Here is a 25,242-nt window from a genome sequence, read left to right on the forward strand (position 1 = left end):
ACATATGTCAGATATTCAAAAGATTATCGTACCGGATGTAGGCGGTGACGAAGTTGAAGTTATCGAGCTATGTGTTGCCGTAGGCGACACCATTGATGCAGATGAAGGCGTTGTTACTGTAGAAAGTGACAAAGCCTCTATGGACATTCCTGCACCATTTGAAGGTGAAATCGTTAGCTTATCTGTTGCCGTTGGCGACAAGATTAAAGAAGGCGATGTTATCGGCGAAATGAAAAAAGCAGGTGGCGAAGAAGCCTCTTCTGAAGAGAAAGAAGAGCCAGCTGAAGCACCAAAAGAAGAAAGCAAATCAGAAGCAGCGCCAGCAGCATCAGGTGGCGGTGAAGTGATAGAAGTTGCGGTTCCTGATATTGGTGACGACGGTGAAGTAGATGTTATTGATGTACTGGTTTCTGTAGGCGATACCATTGAGAAAGAAGATGGGCTTATTACGCTAGAAACCGATAAAGCGACTATGGATGTGCCTTCTACTCACGCAGGTACGGTGAAAGAAGTATTCATCAGTACTGGCGACAAAGTAAAAGAAGGTACGCTAGTTATTAAACTAGAAACCGCTGGAAGTGGTGAAGCAGCTAGCAGCGATGCGCCTGCTCAGTCAAGTTCTGAAAAAGCGGCACCTGCGGCTGAATCATCTTCTGACGACGCGGCTTCATCTGCCCCGTCTTCAGCATCTGCTGGCGGCGTAGTAGAGGTTGAAGTACCTGATATTGGTGAAGACGGCGAAGTAGACGTTATCGATGTATTAGTTTCTGTGGGCGACACCATTGAGAAAGAAGATGGTCTTATTACCCTTGAAACTGATAAAGCGACAATGGATGTGCCTTCTACCCATGCAGGTACAGTAAAAGAAGTCTTCATTAAAGCCGGTGACAAAGTTAAGCAAGGTACGCTAGTTATTAAGCTGGAAACTGCCGGAAGTGACGGTTCAGCTAGTAGCGAAGCACCTGCACCGAAGAAAGCGGAATCTGCGCCTGAGAAGCCGAAAGCGGCTGAAAAACCAGCTGCGCAAAATAAGCCTCCTGTACCAGCACAAGAAGCTTCAGCGCCTAAAGGCAACGGTAAAGCTCATGCTTCTCCTTCTGTACGTCGTGTAGCAAGAGAGTTTGGTGTAGACCTTACCCTTGTTAATGGAACAGGCCCTAAGAGCCGTATTCTAAAAGAAGACGTTCAGGCTTACGTGAAAGCTGAACTTGCTAAGCCTAAAGGCAGTACTGCAAGTGCAGCTGCACCAGCAGGCGATAACGTACTTCAAATTGTGCCGGTTAAACCTGTTGATCACAGCAAGTTTGGTGAAGTTGAAGAAGTTAAGCTGTCGCGTATTCAAAAGATTTCTGGTCCGTTCTTACACCGTAACTGGGCGACTATCCCTCATGTAACACAGTTTGATGAGGCTGATATCACCGACGTAGAAGCGTTCCGTAAAGAACAAAACGCGTATCATGCGAAAATTAAGTCTGGCTTGAAGATCACGCCACTTGTTTTCATCATGAAAGCAGTCGCGAAAGCACTAGAGAAATACGAAGTATTTAACTCTTCGCTTTCTGATGATGGTGAAAGCTTGATTATCAAGAAATTCATCAACATTGGTATTGCGGTAGAAACGCCAGGTGGCTTGGTAGTGCCGGTAATCAAAGACGTGAACAAGAAAGGTATTGAGCAGTTGTCTCAAGAGCTTATTGAAACGTCGAAGAAAGCACGCGACGGCAAGCTGAAGTCTTCAGATATGCAAGGCGGTACGTTCACCATTTCAAGTTTAGGCGGAATTGGCGGAACAGCGTTCACACCAATTGTGAATGCCCCTGAAGTTGCTATCCTTGGTGTTTCTAAGTCTGATATGAAACCGAAGTGGAATGGTAGCGAGTTTGAACCTCGTCTAATGGTTCCATTAAGCTTATCTTACGACCACCGTGTTATCGATGGCGCAGTAGGTGCAAGGTTCTCTACTGAAGTGGCTGCAAACTTAACTGATTTGCGCAGAATTATACTTTAAATAAAAAAACGAGAATGTTTGTTATATCATGAACATTCTCGGTGATTTTATAAGCCCTTGGGGCAGTATTTAGGTTATGCTATTACACACAAGGTGATAGATAACAAAAAATAGGATTGAGGTTCACAATGAGCGAAATTAAAACGCAATTAGTGGTACTGGGCGGCGGCCCTGGCGGTTACTCTGCAGCATTCCGTGCTGCCGACTTAGGCATAGAAACCGTTATTGTTGATTCACGCGAAGTGCTAGGCGGCGTATGTCTTAACGTTGGTTGTATTCCTTCAAAAGCATTACTTCACGTAGCGAAAGTAATGAAAGAAGCGAAGCACTTGGCAAGCCATGGTGTGACTTTTGGCGAACCTAAAATCGATTTAGACAAAATTCGCGAATATAAAGACAGCGTTGTAAAACAGCTGACTAACGGTCTTGGCGGCATGTCTAAAATGCGTAAAACCAAGCACGTAAAAGGTTACGGTAAATTTACCGGTGCTAATACCCTTGAAGTGAAAAATGGTGACGACGTTACTACTATTACTTTTGAAAAAGCAATTATTGCTGCGGGTTCTGAGCCTGTAAGCCTTCCGTTTATTCCAGAAGACGATCGTATTATCGACTCAACTGGCGCTTTGGAAATGAAAGATATTCCAGAGAAAATGCTAGTACTTGGTGGCGGTATTATTGGTCTAGAAATGGGTACAGTATACGAAGCACTAGGTTCAAAAATTGATGTTGTTGAATTCTTAGACCAGCTTATTCCAGCCGCTGATAAAGACATCATGAAAGTCTTCATGAAAGATTATAAAGAAAAATTCAACATCATGCTTGAAACCAAAGTGACTGCGGTTGAAGCAAAAGATGACGGCTTATACGTAACGTTTGAAGGCAAAAATGCACCTTCAGAGCAAGTACGCTACGACAAAGTATTAGTGGCTGTTGGACGTCGTCCAAACGGTAAAATGGTTGGCGCAGACACTGCTGGTGTTAACGTTGACGACCGTGGCTTTATCAACGTTGATAAGCAAATGCGTACTAACGTTGAACATATCTTCGCTATCGGTGACTTAGTTGGCCAACCTATGCTTGCGCATAAAGCGGTTCACGAAGGTCATGTTGCAGCTGAAGTTATTGCTGGGCAAAAACACTACTTTGACCCCCGTGGTATTCCTTCAGTAGCGTATACTGAGCCAGAAGTTGCCTGGGTTGGTGTTACCGAGAAAGAAGCGAAAGAGCAAGGTTTAAGCTACGAAACAGCGGTATTCCCATGGGCTGCTTCTGGTCGTGCCATTGCGTCTGACGCAACAAACGGTATGACTAAAATGATTTTTGAAAAAGACACTGGTCGTGTACTAGGTGGGGCAATGGTAGGTACTAATGCGGGCGAAATGCTTGGCGAAATTGGTCTTGCTGTTGAAATGGGGGCAGATGCAGAAGATGTTGCATTAACAATTCATGCTCACCCAACACTTAACGAGTCTATCGGCTTAGCGTCTGAAATCTTTGAAGGTAGTATTACCGATTTGCCAAATGCAAAGGCAAAGAAAAAGAAGTAAGTTATCCATAGTTTATGGATAACATTAAAACCCGCCAATTGGCGGGTTTTTTGTTTTTGGTCATAATTGAAAACGATTGTAATTACTTAATTCTTTTTTTAGGTATTCTTAGGTGGCGTAACTCAGAACTATTGCCTATTCTTAAAAGAGGAAGTTAGAAGTTAGTTTTAAACGAGATAACATGGTTCCAAGTAACTCTCGCATTACCACAAAGAACACTTCACACGTAGAAACCAAACACGCCGAGTATGATATTGAGCTTATAGGTAGCGTGCTTCGCGTCGACGGGCGGGGCGTGGTAAATGAAGCGATTTTGAAACAATATCACGACGATGTTAAAGAGATTGTGTTGAGCCTTAGAGGGCAAAAATGGGGCTTTTTAGGATTTGTTCAAGGTACGGGTATTTTAACCCCAGCGGCAGAAGCTACCCTAATAGACTCAATTAAACTTCGCAAAATCTATGGTATGTCAGCTTGTGCTTTAGTGGTGACAAACGCTGATATTCCAGCGCTGGTTCGCAGCCAGTTTGAACGGGTTTATATAGCTGCGGAAATCGATTACTTCTTTTGTGCTGATGAAAAAGAGGGGTTACAGTGGTTAGCCTCAAAGGGAGCTAAGCGGTAGGAACTGCTCAACCAAATGGTCAAGCAGTTAGGCGTTAATTTTAGGCGCTAGTCTTTTGATTGATGCCATGCAGAACGCGAAATAGGTGCTAGCTTCTGGTTGTTGTTTGGCGCGGCCAAGGCATCGACGTTAACATTTTTAGTATTGTGCAATACTAAGTGCGTATCGTTAACAGCGTGTAACGTTACGTCTGAAAGAATAATGCCGTTTACATCATCAAATACCAAAGCAGGTCTAAAATCGTGCTCTCGTGCGGTTAATGAAACATCGTTAAGCGTAATGCCCTTCACATGCCTGACAAAAAATCCCCAGCTTGGTAGTTCTCCAAACATGGTGTATTCCGGATAGGCATCGCGTTCTTGGGGAACCAAAAATAATTGATCGTATGGCCGATATGCCAAGCCCTTGTTAGCTCTTCCCGGATAGCTAATAGAAATGTGCTCAAGCGTAACATTTTCCACCAATGCATCGGGAAGGCCTGTTATTGAGGCTGGGATAGGGTTGAAGAACGTGTTTAGACCAGGACCACGCAAGTCATAATTAATATCTGCGCGCCCAAAGCTAATATGCGCATTTACATTAGTGATGCTGATATTTTTAATGCTACCAAGAGGTGTGTTTGTAGGTACATCCCGGTTACGTTGTCCTAAGCGAATGAAAATAGCACAACCTACGTTCTGGGCATTAATATTATTAATTGTGACGTTTTCCAGTTTTGCTCCGTCCACCGTTTCCAATGCAATTGCACTTCGGTACGTATCGAATACAGTAATATTTTCTATTTCTACATTGGTAAAACCGTTCTGGCTTTCGGTACCGAACTTAATCCCGTTGGAACTGGATCGTAGCACGCATTTGCCAATATATATGTTGTCATTATGTATATCGCCTTTGGTCGTAGATTTTAGGCAAATAGCATCATCGGCAGCGTTTACAAAGCAGCCAGTAATACGAACATTTTCACAATCGTTTATATCAATGCCGTCATTGTTCCAAAATGCATCGCTTTGTACCACGATATTGTCGATATGCAGGTTTTGGCAAGCTGCATAATGTTGAACCCAAAATGCGCCATTCTCAATAGTGATGTCGTAAACTTTGACAGTATTGCAGTGATGAACCGCTAGCACGCTGGGGCGATGGCGAGAACGGTTTCTTCTTTCATTAAAATCGCTTTCAATACGCTCTTTAGCATGATGCAAGCGGTTTATATTGAGCCCTAGTTGACGCCCCTGGCCATTAATAGTGCCCTTTCCAAAAATCGCAATATTGTGACAGTCATTAGCTTCTATTAACGCGTGAACTTTGCCGTTCGCATCTTCGTAGTCACGTATATTCGTACTGCCAAGCAATATGGCATTTTCGTCAATTTCTAGGTTAACATTGCTCGCTAGGTGAAGGGTGCCGCTTAAATATACTCCAGCAGGAAGCCAAACTGTGCCTATATCGCCACTTTCGCTGATAGCGTCGATAGTAGATTGAATAGCCTTAGTGTCGAGTGATTTGCCATTGCCCGTAGCGCCGTATTTTTTTACGCTTATTCGCTTGCCTATACTCGGTGAAACCCGGTTGCTCGGTTGTCGCGAAGTGCTAAATTGTTCGTAGTAACGTTCAAGCATTTTCGCCTGCAGAGTTCCTGAGAATAACGAAGCAGCAATCACACCCGATAGGGTGGTTTTCATAAAATGTCGTCGAGATGCAGGGGTAACCATGGTTAGAATCCTCTTTCGGCGTTTTTGACTAAGATTTAAAGAGTAATGTGGATTGACCTAAGCTAATTAATTTTGCTTCCTTTTACTGCATACCAAGCAATATATAGGTAGCTAATAGCCGGAATTAAAAAGCTCATCTGTAACCCCATGGCATCTGCTGCAAAACCTTGCAACAAAGGCAAAATTGCACCGCCGACAATACCTTGGCATAAATAACCAGAACCTCGCCCGGTATATTCTCCTAGGCCCCGAATTGCCAATGTGAAAATGGTGGGAAACATAATTGAATTGAAAAAGCCCACTGCTAATATAGACCACATAGCAAGACTTCCTTCCATATTTACCGCGATAACTATCATGCTAATAGCAAGTACAGCGTTAATGGCCAAGAGGGTTGTCGCTTTGATGAAGTTGAGGATGGCTGCTCCTATGAACCGTCCTACCATGGCGGCGCCCCAATAATACGAGACCATCTTACCTGCGGTGACTTCATTCATGTTGTCGATACCGAGCTGCATAAATAGGTTTACCAAATAACTGCCGATGGACACCTCTGCACCTACGTAAAGGAAAATCGCCAATACACCTAAATACAGATGTTTGTGCGCAAACAACGAGAAAGGGGGGGATGCCTGATCTTTTTCAACATGTTCACTAATGTTTGGGAGCTTCATTTTTAGAAACAATAACGCAACTATCACTAACGCCCCTGCAATAATAAGGTAGGGTGTTTGTACTGATTTTGCCGAACCTGCCTCACTGGTTGCAGCCAAAATAAGCAATGCACCAAACATGGGGCCTGCAGTATGTCCAACTGAATTAATAGCTTGCGCTAAGTTGAGTCGACTCGCTGCTGTGCTTTCTGGGCCGAGAACAGCAACATAAGGGTTAGCAGAAACCTGTAGCATGGTTACCCCTGATGCCAGAACAAATAAGGCAAATAGAAAGAGTGGGTACATGGATATCTCGGCAGCGGGATAAAATAGAACACATCCGCTAGCAATAGTTAATAAGCCCACCACTATGCCTTTTTTATAACCAATTTTTTCGAGGAAGCGGCCTGCAAATGGAGACACAATGAAATAAGCGCCAAAGAAGCAAAATTGAACTAATCCAGCCTGAAAATACGTTAACGAAAATGCATTTTTTAAGTAAGGTAGCAAAATATCATTTAGTGCAGTAATAAAGCCCCATATGAAAAAGAGTGATGTCATTACCATTAATGCAAATCGGGCATTAAAGGCCGCGGGGGAGGGTTGGCGTTCAGTACCAGAAGTCGAAATATGCATATTTATAGCCCTTCTGTAGTAGGTGGCATATGAGCGAGTACGTCGAAACAGGCACCCAATGTATGATAATCGCACTTGGCGCCAGCACTACTTTTTTCGTTTGAATAGGCGCTATTTTCACGGGTGAGAACCCTAAACCACGCACCATACTTATGGTCGACCATGTTCGTCCAACTGTATTGCCATAGTTGTTGGTACGCACTTAAAAATTCGTGGTTATCGGTTTCACTAAATAAGATAGCGGCAGCCGCAAAGCTTTCTGCTTGCACCCAAAAATATTTATCATCGTCACACCATTTACCGTCAGAATCGAACCCGTAGACTAGTCCTCCATATTGGTGGTCCCAAGATAAAGAGAAAGCTCGCTCAAATAGGGTTTTGGCACGTTTAAGTAGTTCCGGCTCTTCTATATGTTGGTGTAAGGCTAGCAGCAACTTACTCCACTCAGTTTGGTGGCCTGGTTGAAATCCCCAAGGTCGATAAAGGTTTTTGGGGTCGTGTTTATTGTATTCCCAATCTATATCGAAGTGTGTTGTGTAATGTTCCCATATCAGCCCATCAGACAGCGCAGCTTGGCGCTGCGTAATGTTCTGAGCAATTAGATAAGCCCGATTGAGATACTTTTCGTCATTAGTCGCTTCATAAGCCGAAATCATGGCTTCACAGATATGCATATTCGCGTTTTGTCCGCGATAGTCACTTAATAGGTCATCGACACTGAGCTCATCGGCGTATAAACCATAATCTTGTTGCCAAAAGCGACGTTCAAGTAATTGGAAAACAGCATCAATGTTTGACGTCACTTCTTTAAGACCCGCTTTTTGAATAGCGGCATAAGCTAACAAAACAAATGCGTATCCATAAGCTTGTTGGGTCATGTCTTCGGCTTGTTGATTGCGAATGGTCCACGCATACGACTGTGTCTCTTCATGCCAATGCGCTTGCTCTAAAAAATGTAATCCGTGCAGTGCAATGTCGGCATAATTGGGTTTATTAAAGACTTGGCTCGCCCTTGCAAAATTGACAATAATTCGTGTACTACTAACCAGCTGTTTGTATGTAGGGTCGAATATTTCTCCATCATCAAAATAATTTTGAAAATATCCTCCTTGAGGGTCAATCACCCGAGGCGTGTAAAAATCCAGTATTTTTTCACTGTGGTTGAGTAAGAACGCGCGCGAGTAAAAATTGTCTATGTGTTGAGGGGTCATATTATTACCTATAAACCGTGTCTAAAATAACAGCACAACAGGATGATGTTGGCGTTATTGCTAAAGCATGGCTGAAAATAGTTGTTAGTGCTATTTTATTGGTCAAGCCGATTTGTGAAAGGTAACATTTGCTCGTACAGAAACGCAATGTTTACTTTCATATAACATTCTTTTCACCAGTATAAGTCTATTTATTATGGCTTTATCGTTGAGTGGTAAACATTTTCGGGTTTACAAAAGCTATAGGAATTCAGGTTTTATTGGTTTGTCCAATTAAAGTACCTAGTCGAGCGTTAACAAATTTACTGAGGCCAACGTGTCGACTGTTTACTACTATATGCGAGGTTTGACACCGGTGTCAAAGGCGTGGTAAAAAATACTAGTTAAAATTTCGTTAATAGCGGCTAGTTCCACAATTAGTTTGCGCTTAAAGGTCACATTAATGCTCAATTTGCTGAAATCTACTTTATTTCTTTCAATATTGCTTTGTTGTTCGATGAGTTTCGCTAAGAACAACTACCATGAATATATCGACCCCTTCATTGGTTCAGAAGGTTTGGGGAACGTGTTCGTTGGCCCCAGTAACCCATTTGGCATGGTGAAGCCAGGGCCAGATATTGGCACTCACAGTAATAGTGGTTACGACCCAGATTTAACCAAACCCCTCGTTGGCTTTAGTCAAATACACGTCAGCGGTACAGGTGGCGGACCTAAGTACGGTAATATTTCTATTATGCCGTATTCAGGAGATTTCGAGTCGGTTGCGCAAACGAGTTTGCGTGCCAATGAGCATACCAGCGTAGGTTACTATGCGACTGATTTGGTTAAGTGGGGAATAAAAGCAGAGCTAGCCACCGCCGATAGAGCCGCATTTCATCAATATACGTTTCGTGATAATCGCAACAATGCGATTAAAATAGACGGTGGATTTTTTCTAGGTGAAAAAGCCGTTCCTGATGCAAGGGAAGCACAGCAATTTGTTGGTTCTCAGGTAGAAGTCATTTCGCCAACTGAAATTCGAGGCTATAGTCGAATTCGCGGCGGTTGGAATAATGGTAATGCATACACGGTGTATTATCATGCCCAGCTTAATCAACCCTGTGATAGTTTTAGCACGTTCAAGGGTGACACCCTTTATCCGTCTATAAAGAGTCAATATGACTCGGGTGATAAAACGGGCGTAGTTTGCCAGTTTAGCGACCATAAAAGTAAAACAGTTAAGCTGAAAATAGGCATTTCATTTATTAGCGAAGCCAAGGCAGCTGAGAACCTTCGAGATCAAATACCGCATTGGAACTTTAATCTGGTACGAGAGCAAAGTGAACAAAAGTGGGAACGGTTAATTGCGCAAATCGAATTAGATAAATCAGCAAGCCGAGAACAGCGCGTCATGTTCTATACAGGGTTATATCATACGATGTTGATGCCGGTAGATCGTTCCGGTGAAAACCCGCTTTGGACGGCAAGACCTTACTATGACGACTTCTACGCCATTTGGGATACCTTTCGTACATCTTCACCTCTCATCACCTTAATTGCTCCAGAGCGCCAAGCTGACATTATCAATGGCATGTTAAATATCTATCGCTACGATGGTTATCTACCTGAAGGGCGCAGCGGTAATACAAATGGTCGCACTCAAGGCGGTTCAAATGCTGATGTGGTCATTGCAGATGCTTACGCTAAAAATTTAAGCGGCGTTAATTACCACCAAGCCCTTAAAGCGATGATAAAAAATGCCACAGTTTCTCCTGGTGGAAATAGCGAGAAAGAAGGGCGAGGGGGCTTAGAGGATTACAACCATTTAGGTTATGTATCCACCGATTACGTGCGCGCGGGAAATCGCACCCTAGAATACGCATACAACGACTTTGCGTTAGCCACCGTTGCAAAAGGTTTGCATCGCATGGGGGAATATTACCGGTTTATTGATCAATCAAATAATTGGCAAAACTTATGGCGTGATACCGAGCACGACGGCGCTCGTGGTTTCATTATGCCCAAAGATGCTGATGGAAAGTGGGTAGATGAAGTTCCTTGTACTATCAAAGATGGTATAGCGCAGAACATTGAGTACACGCCGCTTGCGCAAGACTGGCCAAATTGTGTGTGCTGGTGGTGTGGTTTTTTCTACGAAGCTAGTTCATGGGAATACTCATTCTATGTACCTCATGATATTGCACAAGTGATAGAGAAGAGTGGCGGTAGCGATGCATTTGAAGCTCGCTTAAACACATTCTTTGAACACAACTATTACAATGTAGCCAATGAACCTTCGTTTTTAACACCAACGCTTTATCATTGGTTAGGGAAGCCACATTTAAGCTCTGACAGAATTAATAAAATCATCCAAGAACATTACACCAGCGCGCGAGACGGTTTGCCGGGTAACGACGACTCGGGCGCCATGTCATCTTGGCTGGCCTTTCACATGATTGGCCTATTTCCCAATGCGGGACAGCCATATTATTTGATTAACACGCCACAAGTGAAGTCGGCTACCTTGCATATTGAAGGGGGGAACACCTTTAAAGTGGTCGCCGATAAGCTTAGTAAAAAGAATCGGTACATTGTTTCTGCCAGCTTGAACGGCAAACCATTTAATAACACTTGGATAGCGCATGAAGATGTAATAAAAGGAGGAGAGCTGAAATTAAAAATGGCATCTAAGCCATCTGACTGGGGAAAGGGTAAGTTACCCCCTTCGTTGTCGACCATGCAAAAATAATAAGTGGCTCTGCCAACATACGATAGTGAGTATGTTGGCAGGCCGATAGGGCTAATTTAAAGTAATAAATACAGGGTTACTGTAAAACCATAAGTCAGACCAAGGATCTTCACCTGGCGGGTCTATTTCAGGTTCAAGTTCATCTGCATTGTTGGTGCCTCTAACACGAATGTAATGCCCTTGTTGAATATCGTTAAGTGACATTTCGATAACCCCATATTGTCCATCTACCCTCCACTTATCGGGTGTAAAACGATGAACCACTGGCGCTACATCAGGTTCATCGCCACTCGTTACGTTTCCAATAATCACATCCACACGTTCGACCTTTGGGTTCTGACGGCCAAAATTGTGATTGTCAGGGTCATGAAATCGTATTCTCACTGTGGCATCGCCACCCGACGCAATGGCGATTGTCTCACCTATATTGGCAGTCATATTGGCGTTACTTTTCACTTCAACAGACAATGAATCTATTAGATCGCCAGTGGTAACAAATATTTTACCGTCGCGCAGTGCTTGCATAATATCGGCGTATTGTTTGTTAGCAAAAACATAGGTTTTTGAATATTCACCCGGCCAAAAGTCTGTTCGCCCTTCTGTGTAATGCATATGGCTATCGGATGCTGCGGTTATCCACCAACGCCTACCTTCACTGAGCATACGATCCCATACACCACCTACAATAGCGGTCATCTGATCGAAGCCACCCATAGTAGGGAAATGATCGTAGCCGCCACGTTTTCCAGATTTCTTTATTGAGCCATCAGGGTTCAGCGCGTTGGCCTGGTGTCCTGGCGCACCCTCCATCCCTATCACTACATCAGGTGCGGCATCTTGCCAACCTTTTAGTTTCTCGGGGGTGACCTTTTTGAAGCTAGCAAGCTTGTCTGCTAAACGAGCAGGGTGGTTTACAATTAAAAGCGGTTTATCTTTCTCGGCTTGCATGGACTTTAGCGCTTTTAACATAAAGGCATTGGTGTCTCTGGGGACGGAATTGGGTTCAACCTCACGTCGATTAAAGTTTTTTTCTATACGAAAAAGTTGTTCAGCTTCATTCGCAGTATGTGGAATGATTAAACTACAGTGGCGTGCTCCTGGTGTGTCAAATTCCATTCCGTAAAACTGCAGTACTTCTGGTGTGGCCTTGCGCGATGCAACAAGCTCTGGATAGGCTTGATGTAAATTTACCTTACTATGAGCAGGGCCACCATGATCTGTGGTAACCATCCAACTAAGATTGTGATGTTTTGCCATTTGCGCGTAAATGGCGGTGGCGTACTGTGCATCTCCTCGTAAAATAGGCGTAGGTGGGGTGGTACTCCAATCCCATCTAGCACTATATTTACCATGGATATGGTGATCACCTGCTAGCCACTCTGGTGTTGTTGCCTGCTGTGTGGAGCTCGGCGGGATATTACTTTGGGGCTGGTCAACAGTACTTTTGCATGACGCTAAAAGCGGGAAAGATAAAATCACTGAGTACAATGCTGGGTAGCGCATTACAGGCTCCTAAAATTATGACCAAATTAAAAACGTCAACGTTACAATATATGTAGTAATAAAAAAGGCGCCAGAAAATTCAGGCGCCTTTGACAATAAGTAACGGATTAAAACTTATAAGTTACACCTGCCATATAGGTTCTTCCGCTCGTCGTGGTGTTGTATTGACGATCACTGGAGTCACTATACTGAACTTCTTGTTGATTGGTTAAGTTAATACCTTCAATGTTCAGCTTAAGTGCTTCACTGAGCTGATAGAAAGCCGAGAAATCGACATAAGTGGTTTCATGGAATCCACGTTCGTCTTCGTCGCCAAGGCCAGACTCAACGCTACTAATGTAACGGTCACGGTAGGCTGCAGCAATGCGAGCGCCCCATGTATCTGTTTCATAATAGACAGTTAGGTTGTAGCTACTTTTTGATAGCCCTTGGAATGCCTTAACTTGATCTTCCCCGCTACCTTGTACATTGCGGTACTTACTTGTGCCATCTGCCCAAGTGTAGTTAGCAATCATCCCCATATTGTGGAAAGGTTCGGGCAAGAAATCGAAATCACGTTGGAAAGATAACTCAAAACCTTTAATAGTGGATGCGTCGGCATTCTGCGGTGTGGTTACATTAAATTGAGTGTCCGAAGTGCCTCCGTTTGGCAACAAAGATTCAGGCAACGACAATTCTGCAAGGGTTTTGGTTTCAGCTGCTGTTTCCGTGACTATAAAATCTTCAATATCTTTGAAGAATACCGCAGCAGAAAGGTAACCAACGCCTTCAAAATAAGATTCAATAGAGGTATCAATGTTGACTGATGAATACGGTTCTAAATCAGGGTTACCTATTGATACTGAACCAATGTCACCTTCTGCCAAGGTAGCTTGCGAAACACTTGCTGAGACCGAAAGCGCGCCTAAAGAGGGACGAGTTAGATTTTTACTTGCACTAAAGCGCAGCAGTACATCTTCGCTTACCTCATACACCACATTCAGGGTAGGCAGTACGCCTGAGTAGTCGCGAACCATGGTAATGTCTTCACCATTAGAAACACCGCTAGAAGTCAGTTCTGTGTTGTAGTAGCGCAAGCCTATACTTCCTCTAAAGGTCGAATCACCCAGTATGCTATCCCAGCTATATAAGCCGTAGAGTGCTTGGGTTTCTTCTTGCACTTCGAAGGCATAGGTCTCTACAACAGTATCGTCTCCTAACGAGAGATCAGATAAGCCGTAAAACGCTTTAACTGCATCCATGTCTAGTTGTAACCAACTTTGATCTGGGTGATCAGAATAGACTTCAGTGATATCAGAAGAAATGGTATTTACGCCAGTATTAAGTGGAGTATCTTTGCTTTGCACATAGCCTGAATCACGTCTGCGTTCACCGGAGTTAGTGAATTTTTTATAGTTTGCGCCAAAACTGATTGTGCCAGAATCACCAACTAAGTACCTAAAATCAACTTTGGCATTATCGTAGTCGGTATTCATGTAGTCTTCTTGGAAGTACAAGTCTTTAACTAACCAACCGTCAGTCGATGTAGGATCGAAATCATAGGTATTTACGCCATAAAAACGGTCTTGGGTGAAATCTGTGGTGATGCCGCTTCCTTCGCGCATAAGGTTAGCTTTATTAACCTTAGGTTGATTGTATTCAGAGGAACTTGTGCCTATTTGTGCTTCTACCGATAATGCATCTGAAATGACCCAATCTGCATTGAACGTAACCTGAGTAAAGATTGACTCATTATAATCTTCACGCGACTCTGTTCGTACAGTGGTATCAGAATAACGGGCGAATACCACTTCTTTATCACCGTTATTATCAATATATTCAAGCTCTTCCACGCGACCTAATGCGGTACTACTTGAGCCGCCAGTAGATATATGGTGCTCATCTAAGGTATTGTTCAGTTCGCCTCGCATGAAGTCTAGGCTTAAGTCTACGTCATCTGATGGACGGTACTGCAAAGAGGCAGTAATACCTAAGCGTTCTTGTTCGTTATTCCAGACAGAGTAGCGGTTACCTCTAGAAAACCATAAATCGCCGCTTTCAAGCAATGCAGCAGTGCCTGAGTCGATGCTATCACTATAGTCTGAAGTGCTTTTTTTACGCCATCTATAAGTGTTGTAGCCGTGCTCGCTAGACTTCCTTGTGCTATAAGCAACAGAGGCCAGTGCGCCAAACTTATCCCACGTATTAGACACCATGCCTACAAAGCGATTGTCAAAATTGTCAGTGTTAGTATTTGTGCCACCTTGTACACCAACCACCCCTTTAGGGCCGCTGAAGTCAAAAGGCTTGGCCGTTTTCAAATTAACAGTACCACCGATACCGCCTTCTTCGATTTCGGCAGAATACGATTTCTTAACATCAATTTGGTTAAATAATTCAGATGCGAAAATGTTAAAGTCAAAAGCCCTTGAGCGGGTAACGGCGCCCCGGCTGTCCATAGGAGATGAAGACGAACCTAAGGCTTCCATACCGTTAACTTCAACCCGCGTGAATTGAGGGCCCATTCCGCGAAGTGATATTTGTCGTCCTTCTCCACCTTCACGGGTAATTGCTATCCCGGGAACACGCTGTAATGAATCAGCTAGGTTTAAGTCGGGAAAATCAGCGATGTCTTCTGCAACAATTGAATCTTGTGCAACTAATGATTCGCGTTTTAAGTCCTTGGCTTTTATTACTGCGCCACGAAATCCTTTTACTTCAATTATTTCTAGCGTGTCATCAGCCGATTCTTGGGCGATGACAGGTATAGCATATGTTGTGGATAGGGCAGTAATTACACCCAAAGCTATTGCGGTTTTTACTTTTTTATTCATGGTTGTCCCCTGATTAACAATTAACTAACATGAATTTATAGGATTAATGACACCGGTGTCAACAAATAATCAAAATTTTCACCATTTTTTATTCTATTGTTAACTTTTGTGTTTTTTTTAAGCCATTTTTTCTTTGTTGTCTGAAATTTCGGCTCTTTGTGTGTATTTATTCGTCTTTGTGGCTTATTTTTCGTTAATTTTTTGTACGGGTTAGCTACTTTTTTAGGGTTGATGATACCGGGGGCAGGCCATTAAAAGTAGGGGTGGGGCGGTTTGAAAAGTCTGGGTAATTGAGCGTTATGTTAACTCTTCACATGAAGTGGCCTTAGCGTCGCACTAAGGCCTGATATTGTGTTACTAGGTAGAACCATTTACGCTGAGTTTTGTACAACATTTAAAACGTCTAGCTTGGGGTGTATTCGCTCGCCGTTCTCGTCAAACAAAAAGCATACATCGGGATTTATTATCAATCCAACCCTTTGACCTTCTGCAACGTCGGTATTTCCTTCTAGCCTCACAACCACTTGTTGTGCGTTATTTGCTTCAACATGGATGAATGTTTCTACGCCTAAACGTTCCACTAGAATAACGTTCCATTCGTTCCCCTGATGATCAATATTGACATGCTCTGGTCGAATACCTAAATTCACCAGAGTGGCATTGTGATAAGTTTGGGTTAAGGAGACATCTTGATTACACTCTCCCAAGAAGCGATTATCTTTTATTGCCCCCGGTAGCAAGTTCATCTTGGGAATGCCGATAAATTGTGCCACAAATTGATTGTCAGGCTGCTGGTACAGAGCCATAGGTTTACCGACTTGGGCTACTTTTCCTTGATTCAACACAATGATTTTTTGTGCCATAGTCATGGCTTCTACTTGGTCATGTGTAACGTAAATCACCGTTGATCCGAATTCCCTATGTAATCGCATAAGTTCAGCGCGCATTTGAACTCTAAGCTTGGCATCTAGGTTAGATAACGGTTCATCAAACAATATGAGTTGCGGGCGTTTTACAATTGCACGGCCGATGGCAACCCTTTGTCGTTGACCACCAGAGAGTTCAGCCGGTTTGCGTTTAAGTAGCGCAGTAAGTTCTAGCATTTCTGCCGCTTCTTTCACGCGTTGTTTAATTTCCTGCTTGTCCACTTTTTGAAGACTAAGGGCAAACCCAATATTTTCTGCTACCGTCATGTGTGGGTATAGGGCATAAGATTGAAATACCATGGCGATACCGCGTTTATCAGGTGATACATGGTTAACAACCTGTCCCCCAATTTTTAATTCTCCGCTAGAGATATCTTCAAGGCCAGCAATCATCCGCAGTAGGGTAGACTTGCCACACCCGCTGGGGCCTACAATGACCGCGAATTCACCTTTCTCAATGTGAATATCCACACCTTTTACAATTTCAGTATTTTCAAATTGCTTTTTTATATTGATCAATTCAATTTGTGACATGTTGGTAACCTTTCTATCCTTTTACACCGCCAGAAAAAGTTTGTGTTAGAAACTTTCTGGCAAACGAAAATGCAATAACAGCGGGGAGTGTGTAAATAACCGCAAGGGCGGTAAGAAAGCCATAATCAATGGCATCAACCCGCAGAAAGGCTCTAAACATACCCAGTGGTAACGTTTGCAGTTCTGGAGAAGACGTAAACATTAATGGCATCAGAAAATCTCCCCATGCATTAATAAATGCAAATAAGCCAGCGGCGGCGAATCCTGGGAGTGCAAGTGGGATAAGTACATGACGTACCGTCTGAATTTGGCTGGCACCATCAAGTGCAGCGGCTTCTTCGTAATCTTTAGGGATAGCGTCAAAAAATGTTTTCATTATCCAAATAGCCAGTGGCAGCTGCATGGCTGTATGGATGAGTATCAGTCCTAGATAGCCATCAACAAAAGAAAAAATTCGACTCAATACTAACTGGTGTTCAACGTTATCGGTAATCGAGATAATAACGCTGTTTACCATGTCATTTAACGCTAGCATAACCTTGTAAACAGGAACGATGAGCGCCGGAGGTGGCACTATTCGAACGAGAATAATGGCGTATAGCAAAGGGCGTTTCCACCAGGCTTTTGTTCGAGATAACGCATAGCCACCAAAGCCGGCGAATATTAAGGTAAGTAGCGTGGCCAACCCAACAATCAGCACCGAGTTAACAATCCAGCGCAGGCCACTTTCATTAGCAAACAGGTTCCAAAAATGGGCGACGGTAACGTCCTTAGGGATCGCGAGAAATTGCGTTGCATTCGGGTCGAAAGCGGCAAGTAACACCCAAAAGAAAGGAATTAAACAGAAAAACGAAATCATGATAAGTGTCATGTAGGCTTTTCGATTTGAAGCACTCTCTGGCAGGCTGTGTGTGTGAGTCATAATAGTCACTCCAGTTTTCATACTATACTTCTACCTTCAATGCGCGCACGTAGACTGCACCTAGAATCATAGATACCACCAAACTCACCACGGCTACCGCTGCGCCATAGCCTAGTTGAAAAGAAGTGAATGACTGATTGTAAATATAGATACCCAATATTTCGGTGCTATTTGCAGGTCCCCCTCGGCTGAGGGTGTAGACAAGCCCGAATATTGCAAAAGTGGTTACCGTAGAGATAAACATGTAGAGAAATATGGTCGGCATCATAAGCGGTAACGTAATACGGGTGAAAATTTGTCTGTCTGAGGCGCCATCCACTTTGGCCGCTTCGTAAATATCTTTAGGAATAGATGCCAAACCTGAGGTTAACAAGATCATCGAAAAGGCTATACCTCGCCATGTGTTCACGATAATAATTGAAAACAAAGGAAAGCTATAAAGCCACTGCTGCGGCTCAATGCCAAAAGAAGTTACGATACGGTTTAACGTGCCATATTCACCACTGGCAAACATAGATATCCATAAAAAGCCTACGACCATTTCTGGCACCGCATTAGGTAGGCATATGATGGCATTAAAAATAGATTTGTATTTTACAGGGCGCTGAAGACAGATGGCCGACGCAAAGCCCAATACAAATTGCCCAATAACCGCAGAACCTATTACAAAGATAAGTGTAACTTTGAGCGAGTTCCAAAATAGTGGGTCGCTAAATAAGCGGCTGAAATTTCGAAGCCCCACAAACGATGACTCTTTTGCTGCAAAGCCAAGAAGTGCATCATTGGTTAAGCTTAACGAAAACGCGTAAAAAGCAGGAAAAACAATAAATGCACCCATTAGGAGTAGCGCGGGAGCCATCATAATGCGATAGCCCAATTGCCTTTTTGATTCGAAACTCATTGCCATACCTAATCCTCACTTACCGCGTTGTCACCCAACACACTTGCCACGTACGCTTTCAATAATTGTTGCGCTCCTTTTGCATCTTCTCGACCAATTAAAACTGCTTCTGTTGACCTTGCTACCCCAGCCATTACTGCATTCGCTCCAACGGTGGAGCGCAAAGCGCGGGCCTCTGGTAGTTGAGCATGTGCTTCCATTAAAGCACCTAGCTGATGAAAATCTGCGTGATCTCGTGCATCCATGCGGGCGGGAACATTACCTAAGTTTCTCGCGTAGGTGAGCGCTACATCAACCGACCCTAGCGCAAGCGCTAGCTCTGTTGCCATGTCGAGCTGGCGGCTTTTTGCATTAACGGCCCAAGCATAAACCATAGATGCCAGCACGAAAGGTGGCGAGCCATCGGCTGTGGGTATTTTCCAATTGCCTACTGCCTGTTCCACGTTCTTAATAGGATTACGACTACTGGCTCCCCAATCGAAAACCCGGCACCAAGTACCACAGGTTGTGATCATAAGCTCCCCTTTGGGAAACATTTCGTACTTGGGAATAACCCAAGGTTCTGGGTTGAGCAGCGGAGTCACGGGAAGCAGTGCTTCTTGTACCAGCGTTTGATAGAAACTAAAGGCCTCAAGGACAGCGTTGTCGTTAAGTTGGTATTGCCCCTGTTGGTTTATCAAGCGGTAATCTGAAAAGCCAGCCAACAGGTAGCGTAGCCCTTCGGTATAGGAACCCATTCCCCACGTTAAACCTGCTGGAAACAATAGAGGGAATTGACCGGTTACCTGTTTAATCGTACGCGCGCGGTGAAGTAATTCTTGCCAGCTTTTCGGTTGGGTAGTGTCTATACCGGCTGCCTCAAGTAAATCATGACGATAATAAAGTTGTTCAATCGCTACAATGGAAGGCACGGCATAGGTGCGATTGTCGAAACTCCCTTTTGCCAGCGAACTGACCAGCTTGGGTAATTGTGAATAGCCATCCCAGTTGTGCATCGCCGTCGTTAAATCGGCTAAATATCCAGCTGCGGCTAAATCGTCTAGTTGCACATCGCGGGGGATAGAAAAAATGTCTGGGGCGTTTCCTGCTCGTAGCTCAGTAACGAGTTTGGTGAAATAATCTTGTGCTGGAGCTGGATATTCTACAATTTTCAAGTTGATTTCTAGGCGCGCTTCAAGTCCCTCTTTTAACTGATAGAGCGCGTTTAGCCTGGCTGATCTATGTTCGGCAATTACGAGAGTTGGTTTGGTGGGATGACTTTTTTGTGAAGCTTGAACTATTGCGCAATCGCACATAAAACAACTAAAAACAATAATAGCGACACGATGTGCAAAACTACTTTTCATCGCGCGTAACCCCTGAATTGAGAATAAAGAGTGCTAATTTAATTACATTGTTCGTCAAAATCATAACAATATTATTTGCCTGCATTACATATAATTTACATTTTTAATATCACGAATATTGACACCGGTGTCAAGATAAAATTTAATATAACAAAGTTTGTTAAATTTAACCGAAAGCCAACACGTTAAATCCGGTAAGGTTATAACGCATTAGCCAATAACGGCTAGCTTGGTGATGAGAAATTCAAGGAGATAATAGATGGCGCTTAAGTTAGCGGTAATTGGTTGTGGTAAAAAAGCCTCTCAGTACATTGAAACGTGGATTTCACGTTCTGATGTGTCAATAGATGCAGTAATGGATCCAAACGAAGATGCCATGACGTTGGTCAAAAGTATCGCCGATCAGCAAGGCCAACCTCAGCCTGCGTGCTTCTCAAGTTGGGAGACCTTGTTACAAAGTCAGAGTGACAATCTAGATGCTGTTTATATTTGCACTCCCCATGCTAGTCATGCTGAACAAGCTGAGATGGCGCTTACACTTGGTCTGGATGTGTTATTGGAAAAACCAATGGTAACCAGCGTAGATGAAGCGAATCGACTCATCGCGGCACAAGAGTCTTCAGGTAAAGCCTTAGTGGTTGCTTATCAAGGCGGGCTTTCGCCTCTAGTACAACAGCTAAAACAAGATATTTTGGCTAATACATATGGAGAGTTGGTGAGTATTACAGCGTCTATATGGGAAAACTGGGCCACCACATACGCTGGCCATTGGAAGCAAATTCCTGCTGTTTCAGGAGGGGGCTTTATGTTTGACACTGGCGCGCATATGATGAATACCGTCTCAATGTTAGCCAATAGCCCGCTAACCAACGTAACGGCAAGTATGCGCAATCTTGATTATCCGGTAGACATTGTTACCACGGTAAGCGGTGAACTTGAAAATGGGACTTTGTTCAATTTGCATGCCTGCGGTAACAGCATTCGTTGTACTTCACGCATTGAATGTTACTTTACCGAATACGTGGTGAGAGTTTGCGCATGGGGACGCTGGATGGAAATAGAGGACAGTGATGGCAAAGTGGTTAGAAAGGAGCAGGAATCTGCGAATAACCTAATGAACGTTTTCCAGCAAACCATAACGGGTGAAATTGATAACCCTTCAGATGTGCGCCAAGGTTTAGCAATGGCAAAGCTGTGGGATGCAATCAAGCTTTCTGCATCCCAGCAAGGTGCAATGGTTACTGTTGATTAATCTAATAAGGTATAAGCCAGCGTTAGCGCTGGCTATTTTTCTTTTCGGTTTTTTCGGCAATCATTAATTTACGTGGCTTCTTGAAGTAAGTTTGCTTCGGGGCTCCTGTTTCTAACGGAACTGGGCGCCCCCAATTTTGCATTGTCCAGCCACTTTCGTGGGGTTGCTGTGCCCAAGCGACCGCATTGGCTAAAATCTGAATAATGGTTGGATTTCGGTAAATGGGGAACGTTTCATGGCCTGGCGAGAAAAAGAATATACGCCCTCTTCCACGTTGAAATGTGCAGCCACTTCTTAGTATCTCACCCCCTTGATACCATGAGGTGAAAACCAATTCATCGGGCTCAGGAATATCAAAAGGCTCACCGTACATTTCCGATTGCGGTAGCTCCACTTGAGGTGGAATATTAAAGGCGATTGGGTGAGAGGGCTTCAAACACCAAACCCGTTCACGTTCTCCGCCATCGGCTTCTCGCCAACTCAAGTTACAACTTGTTCCCATTAAGCGTTTGAATATCTTGCTGTGGTGACCACTGTGCAAAACAATTAACCCCATTCCGGCGAGCACACGGGCTTGTAGTTTATCAATAATGGCGTCATCGAGCTCATCGTGATACCGGTGGCCCCACCAAATGGCCACGTCAGTTTTTTCGATCAGCTCATCAGGCCAACCTTGATGAGGATCATCTAACGTGGACAACGTTAAATTAAAACCAAAGGGTTTAAGCGCGTCAACAATACAGCCACCAATGGTTTCTGGGTATACTTCTTGAACGTCTTCATCTTCTTTTTCATGCCGACATTCGTTCCAAACGGTAACATTAATCATGATAGCGCTCCTAACGGTTTGATACTGTAATCTTGTACTTCCAGTAGCAGGCTTTGTAGTGCGGTTTGCACGCCATTCGCCAAAATATAACTTAACCAATACGTGACGCGCTGACTGAAAATATCGGATTGCGATAGGCTTGCTGGGAACACGCTACTGACATCAAGATATTGGCGAATTAATTCATCAATATGATCCCAATGTTGTTGGCGAATAATTAGCAGCGTGTCGGCTAAAGGATCTTGTACTTCAATGGTGTCGCCTTTTTGATCAAATGCCATGGTATAGCGCAGCCAACTTGCTATCGCAAAGCTCAAGCCTTCAATTGACTCCTGGCTTGCAATCCTATCAATAACGGTATTAAGAAGGCGTTGAGGCAGTTTTTGTGAGCCATCCATCGCGATTTGATACGTACTGTGATGTAGCACGGGGTTGCGAAATCTTTCCAAGAGATCATTGATGTACTGCGTTAAATCTAAGCCGGGTGGGGCGGATAATGTAGGCATGATCTCATTGTGCATCACATGCTTTAAGTACTTTGTTAAATACTCATCGGCCATGACTTCATGCACGTACTGATAACCGCTAAGGAAGCCAATGTATGCTAAAGCAGAATGAGCACCGTTAAGTAATCTCAACTTAGCGTTTTCAAAAGGTTCCACATCTTCAACAAGGGTAACACCAACGTCTTCCCACGCTGGTCGACCGGCCACAAAGTTATCTTCAATCACCCATTGGCTAAACCGTTCTGATTTCACTAGGCCCAAATCCTGGATACCGTCTTGCTGAAAGTCTTCAATATCCTGGGGGGTAGTAGCAGGCACAATTCTATCTACCATGCTATTTGGAAACGAAACATGAAGCTTTATCCATGCCACTAAATTGGGATCCAGTTGTTCAGCAAATTCGCAAATTAAACCTTTTAACGTTGTCCCATTTTGCGGTAAGTTATCGCAGCACAACACTGTGAGCCCTTGTCCATGAGAAGTGAATCTTTTCTGCAAGCTTGATGCAATAAAGCCTATTGCCGATTTAGGCTTATCTAGGTTTTCTAAATCATGCACAATACTTGGATTGCTGAAGTCTAGTTTATTGGTCGCGGGGTCGTGGCAATATCCTTTCTCTGTTACGGTTAACGAGACAATTTTAGTGTCAGGCTTCGTCATTAAAGTAAGTACAGCTTCAGGGTTTTCTGGGGCGACAAGTAGTTGCTTTACAGCTTGTATAAGCGTTGCAGATTTTCCGTTTTTGTCCGACTCAATAACGTGATAAAGCCCATCTTGTGGGGCAAGTTGTTCGCGGACACTGGCGCTACGCAAAGATACCCCCGCGATATACCATGGAGCGCTCTTGTTCGTTAGGTTAACATTGTCGGTATACCAGGCTTGGTGCGCGCGATGGAAGGCACCAATACCTAAATGCACAATACTAATCGGGGCATTTTTACTACGATAGTTATCTATATCTAGCGTGGTGAGTAGTGCGTCGTTAAGTCTGTTCGTAGCCATTGTTTCCCTCACAGTTTGTATGCTTCCTTCGCTAGGTTGTAGGCTAAATCTTTGGCCAATGTCACGGCTTCTGATTCATCTAACATGTGTCGTGCAACCAATTCAGCTAAATAGGTGCAGTCCATGCGTCGCGCAACATCATGTCTTGCTGGAATAGACAAAAACGCACGGGTGTCGTCGTTAAAGCCTACCGTGTTATAAAACCCCGCCGTTTCGGTTACTGAGCGCCTAAAGCGCATCATACCTTCTGGACTATCATGGAACCACCATGCCGGGCCCAGCTTTAAACTTGGGTAGTGGCCAGCTAATGGTGCTAACTCACGGCTGTACACTGTTTCATCAAGAGTAAACAGAATGATACTCAGATCAGTGTTGTTACCGAATTTGCTAAGAAGTGGTTTTAACGCATTTACATACTCTGTGTTGGCTGGAATGTCCGCGCCTTTATCTCTCCCATAGTGTGCAAAGAGTTGCTGGTTATGATTTCGATGAGAGCCAGGATGTATCTGCATAACGAGTCCGTCATCCAATGACATCTCTGCCATTTTCACTAACATGTGGGCGCGGAAAAGCTCGGCATCGTCAGCGGTTGGGGTGTCTTGTACTTTTTGAAATAGTACGCTTGCTTGTTCATCGCTTAGATTGGCTGTTGCAGCAGTTGGGTGACCATGATCCGTTGATGTAGCGCCCATCTCCTTGAAAAATAGACGGCGTTGGCGAAGTGCATCCAAATACTGTGAATACTCTTGACAATCTAAATTAGTTAATTCGCTGAGCTGAACTAATTTGGCATTGAATTTTTCATGCTCAGGATCTACCACTGCATCGGGTCTAAAAGCGGTAATAACCTTGCCTGACCAATCACTGTTTTTTATTTTCTGGTGGTGTTTAAGGTTATCAGTCGCACATTCTGTTGTGGCAATGACTTCAATATTATAACGATCGAATAAGCTTCTTGGCTTGAAAGCTTCGGTTTGAAGGGCATCGTTAATGACCTGATAGTAGTGCGAAGCTGTGCTACTGTTTAGTTTTTCGGTAATATTGAAAGTATTCACAAATACATAGTCTAACCATATCCGTGAAGGCGTGCCTTGAAATAGGTGATAGTGATCGGCGAAAATCTGCCAAGCTTTTTCGGGGTCGGCGTTGGCATGGCTGCCATCTTTTCTAGGAATGCCCAAATGGTCTAAATCCACCCCCTGGCTATACAGCATTCTAAACACATAATGGTCGGGGTGAATGAGTAATTCAGTAGGGTTTGAAAAGTTTTTGTTCTCAGCAAACCAAGCAGGATCAGTGTGTCCATGAGGGCTAACTATTGGCAATTTTTCAACGTGTTGGTATAGATTTCTTGCGATATCTCGCTCAATCTTATTCGATGAAAAGAGGCGGTCAGGGTGCATAGTTAACGTGCTGGCCATAGAGTCTCCAAAACTTTTATTTATTGGTTCATTGGCTTTCACTTTGAAAAAGTAGGAAAGTCAGTAAACAGTAAATTTAACGATAAGTGTGTGTTATAAAGATATTTGACACCGGTGTCAAATATAGTGCAATAATAAGGCGGTGCCAGTAGGTTCTGCTTTGC

Annotated in this window: 17 protein-coding genes; 5 read left to right on the forward strand and 12 right to left on the reverse strand. The window is 43.7% G+C overall.

Going from position 1 to position 25,242, the window contains the following annotated elements:
- Positions 1-4: 4 nt before the first annotated feature.
- The 3 genes from aceF (at position 5) to JKP82_RS20890 (ending at position 4,183) form a co-directional block, all read left to right on the forward strand.
- Entirely contained in the window at positions 5-2,008 is a 2,004-nt protein-coding gene (aceF, locus tag JKP82_RS13330; RefSeq protein ID WP_159532727.1) for a pyruvate dehydrogenase complex dihydrolipoyllysine-residue acetyltransferase, read from the forward strand.
- 128 nt (positions 2,009-2,136) lie between these two features.
- On the forward strand, positions 2,137-3,558 hold the full coding sequence (lpdA, locus tag JKP82_RS13335; RefSeq protein WP_159532726.1) for a dihydrolipoyl dehydrogenase: 1,422 nt from the start codon (positions 2,137-2,139) through the stop codon (positions 3,556-3,558).
- 181 nt (positions 3,559-3,739) lie between these two features.
- Positions 3,740-4,183 carry a hypothetical protein gene (locus JKP82_RS20890; RefSeq protein ID WP_232370674.1) on the forward strand — a complete coding sequence of 148 codons (444 nt, stop codon included), beginning with the start codon at positions 3,740-3,742 and terminating at the stop codon, positions 4,181-4,183.
- 47 nt (positions 4,184-4,230) lie between these two features.
- Here the strand turns inward: JKP82_RS20890 and JKP82_RS13345 are convergent, their stop codons facing one another.
- The 3 genes from JKP82_RS13345 to JKP82_RS13355 all read right to left on the reverse strand — a co-directional run bounded on the left by JKP82_RS13345 (position 4,231) and on the right by JKP82_RS13355 (position 8,395).
- A complete protein-coding gene (locus JKP82_RS13345) occupies positions 4,231-5,895 on the reverse strand; it encodes a glycoside hydrolase family 28 protein (protein ID WP_159532724.1) in 1,665 nt (554 codons plus the stop codon).
- Between the two features lie 62 nt (positions 5,896-5,957).
- A complete protein-coding gene (locus JKP82_RS13350) occupies positions 5,958-7,184 on the reverse strand; it encodes a sugar MFS transporter (RefSeq protein ID WP_052364424.1) in 1,227 nt (408 codons plus the stop codon).
- 2 nt (positions 7,185-7,186) lie between these two features.
- Entirely contained in the window at positions 7,187-8,395 is a 1,209-nt protein-coding gene (locus JKP82_RS13355; protein WP_159532722.1) for an AGE family epimerase/isomerase, read from the reverse strand.
- A gap of 442 nt (positions 8,396-8,837) precedes the next feature.
- On the opposite strand from JKP82_RS13355, the gene JKP82_RS13360 reads away from it, so the two are divergent.
- Entirely contained in the window at positions 8,838-11,123 is a 2,286-nt protein-coding gene (locus JKP82_RS13360; protein ID WP_258544395.1) for a GH92 family glycosyl hydrolase, read from the forward strand.
- A 51-nt stretch (positions 11,124-11,174) separates the two neighbouring features.
- On the opposite strand, the gene JKP82_RS13365 is transcribed toward JKP82_RS13360, so the two are convergent.
- From JKP82_RS13365 to JKP82_RS13390, 6 genes are all read right to left on the reverse strand, one after another.
- Positions 11,175-12,626: a CehA/McbA family metallohydrolase domain-containing protein gene (locus tag JKP82_RS13365; RefSeq protein WP_159532718.1), complete on the reverse strand. Its 1,452-nt coding sequence runs from the start codon at positions 12,624-12,626 to the stop codon at positions 11,175-11,177.
- Between the two features lie 107 nt (positions 12,627-12,733).
- Entirely contained in the window at positions 12,734-15,439 is a 2,706-nt protein-coding gene (locus JKP82_RS13370; protein WP_159532716.1) for a TonB-dependent receptor, read from the reverse strand.
- A 371-nt stretch (positions 15,440-15,810) separates the two neighbouring features.
- A complete protein-coding gene (locus JKP82_RS13375; RefSeq protein WP_159532714.1) occupies positions 15,811-16,899 on the reverse strand; it encodes an ABC transporter ATP-binding protein in 1,089 nt (362 codons plus the stop codon).
- A 13-nt stretch (positions 16,900-16,912) separates the two neighbouring features.
- A complete protein-coding gene (locus JKP82_RS13380; protein ID WP_197035934.1) occupies positions 16,913-17,821 on the reverse strand; it encodes a carbohydrate ABC transporter permease in 909 nt (302 codons plus the stop codon).
- 22 nt (positions 17,822-17,843) lie between these two features.
- Complete coding sequence (locus tag JKP82_RS13385) at positions 17,844-18,722, reverse strand: carbohydrate ABC transporter permease (protein ID WP_201299277.1); 879 nt, start codon at positions 18,720-18,722, stop codon at positions 17,844-17,846.
- Positions 18,723-18,730: 8 nt separating this feature from the next.
- Positions 18,731-19,876 carry an ABC transporter substrate-binding protein gene (locus tag JKP82_RS13390; protein WP_218397380.1) on the reverse strand — a complete coding sequence of 382 codons (1,146 nt, stop codon included), beginning with the start codon at positions 19,874-19,876 and terminating at the stop codon, positions 18,731-18,733.
- A gap of 451 nt (positions 19,877-20,327) precedes the next feature.
- On the opposite strand from JKP82_RS13390, the gene JKP82_RS13395 reads away from it, so the two are divergent.
- Complete coding sequence (locus tag JKP82_RS13395; RefSeq protein WP_218397382.1) at positions 20,328-21,320, forward strand: Gfo/Idh/MocA family protein; 993 nt, start codon at positions 20,328-20,330, stop codon at positions 21,318-21,320.
- Between the two features lie 22 nt (positions 21,321-21,342).
- Here the strand turns inward: JKP82_RS13395 and JKP82_RS13400 are convergent, their stop codons facing one another.
- From JKP82_RS13400 to uxaC, 3 genes are read right to left on the reverse strand one after another with little or no spacing between them, the layout of a single operon-like run.
- Entirely contained in the window at positions 21,343-22,149 is an 807-nt protein-coding gene (locus JKP82_RS13400) for a ThuA domain-containing protein (protein ID WP_201299276.1), read from the reverse strand.
- On the reverse strand, positions 22,146-23,657 hold the full coding sequence (locus JKP82_RS13405; RefSeq protein ID WP_218397384.1) for a mannitol dehydrogenase family protein: 1,512 nt from the start codon (positions 23,655-23,657) through the stop codon (positions 22,146-22,148). Before JKP82_RS13405 ends, JKP82_RS13400 begins: the two co-directional genes overlap by 4 nt.
- Positions 23,658-23,665: 8 nt before the next feature.
- A complete protein-coding gene (gene uxaC / locus JKP82_RS13410) occupies positions 23,666-25,078 on the reverse strand; it encodes a glucuronate isomerase (RefSeq protein ID WP_218397386.1) in 1,413 nt (470 codons plus the stop codon).
- Positions 25,079-25,242 lie beyond the last annotated feature (164 nt).

The sequence above is a fragment of the Alteromonas lipotrueae genome (genome assembly GCF_019249215.1).
Lineage (GTDB): Bacteria > Pseudomonadota > Gammaproteobacteria > Enterobacterales > Alteromonadaceae > Alteromonas > Alteromonas lipotrueae.

What these genes read in the sequence shown, in the direction of transcription:
- uxaC (WP_218397386.1), bottom strand. Translation starts at nt 25,078, where the DNA reads ATGGCCAGCACGTTAACTATGCACCCTGACCGCCTCTTTTCATCGAAT.
- lpdA (WP_159532726.1), top strand. Translation starts at nt 2,137, where the DNA reads ATGAGCGAAATTAAAACGCAATTAGTGGTACTGGGCGGCGGCCCTGGC.
- JKP82_RS13355 (WP_159532722.1), bottom strand. Translation starts at nt 8,395, where the DNA reads ATGACCCCTCAACACATAGACAATTTTTACTCGCGCGCGTTCTTACTC.
- JKP82_RS20890 (WP_232370674.1), top strand. Translation starts at nt 3,740, where the DNA reads ATGGTTCCAAGTAACTCTCGCATTACCACAAAGAACACTTCACACGTA.
- JKP82_RS13380 (WP_197035934.1), bottom strand. Translation starts at nt 17,821, where the DNA reads ATGACTCACACACACAGCCTGCCAGAGAGTGCTTCAAATCGAAAAGCC.
- JKP82_RS13385 (WP_201299277.1), bottom strand. Translation starts at nt 18,722, where the DNA reads ATGAGTTTCGAATCAAAAAGGCAATTGGGCTATCGCATTATGATGGCT.
- JKP82_RS13395 (WP_218397382.1), top strand. Translation starts at nt 20,328, where the DNA reads ATGGCGCTTAAGTTAGCGGTAATTGGTTGTGGTAAAAAAGCCTCTCAG.
- JKP82_RS13370 (WP_159532716.1), bottom strand. Translation starts at nt 15,439, where the DNA reads ATGAATAAAAAAGTAAAAACCGCAATAGCTTTGGGTGTAATTACTGCC.
- aceF (WP_159532727.1), top strand. Translation starts at nt 5, where the DNA reads ATGTCAGATATTCAAAAGATTATCGTACCGGATGTAGGCGGTGACGAA.
- JKP82_RS13345 (WP_159532724.1), bottom strand. Translation starts at nt 5,895, where the DNA reads ATGGTTACCCCTGCATCTCGACGACATTTTATGAAAACCACCCTATCG.
- JKP82_RS13400 (WP_201299276.1), bottom strand. Translation starts at nt 22,149, where the DNA reads ATGATTAATGTTACCGTTTGGAACGAATGTCGGCATGAAAAAGAAGAT.
- JKP82_RS13375 (WP_159532714.1), bottom strand. Translation starts at nt 16,899, where the DNA reads ATGTCACAAATTGAATTGATCAATATAAAAAAGCAATTTGAAAATACT.
- JKP82_RS13405 (WP_218397384.1), bottom strand. Translation starts at nt 23,657, where the DNA reads ATGGCTACGAACAGACTTAACGACGCACTACTCACCACGCTAGATATA.
- JKP82_RS13365 (WP_159532718.1), bottom strand. Translation starts at nt 12,626, where the DNA reads ATGCGCTACCCAGCATTGTACTCAGTGATTTTATCTTTCCCGCTTTTA.
- JKP82_RS13360 (WP_258544395.1), top strand. Translation starts at nt 8,838, where the DNA reads ATGCTCAATTTGCTGAAATCTACTTTATTTCTTTCAATATTGCTTTGT.
- JKP82_RS13350 (WP_052364424.1), bottom strand. Translation starts at nt 7,184, where the DNA reads ATGCATATTTCGACTTCTGGTACTGAACGCCAACCCTCCCCCGCGGCC.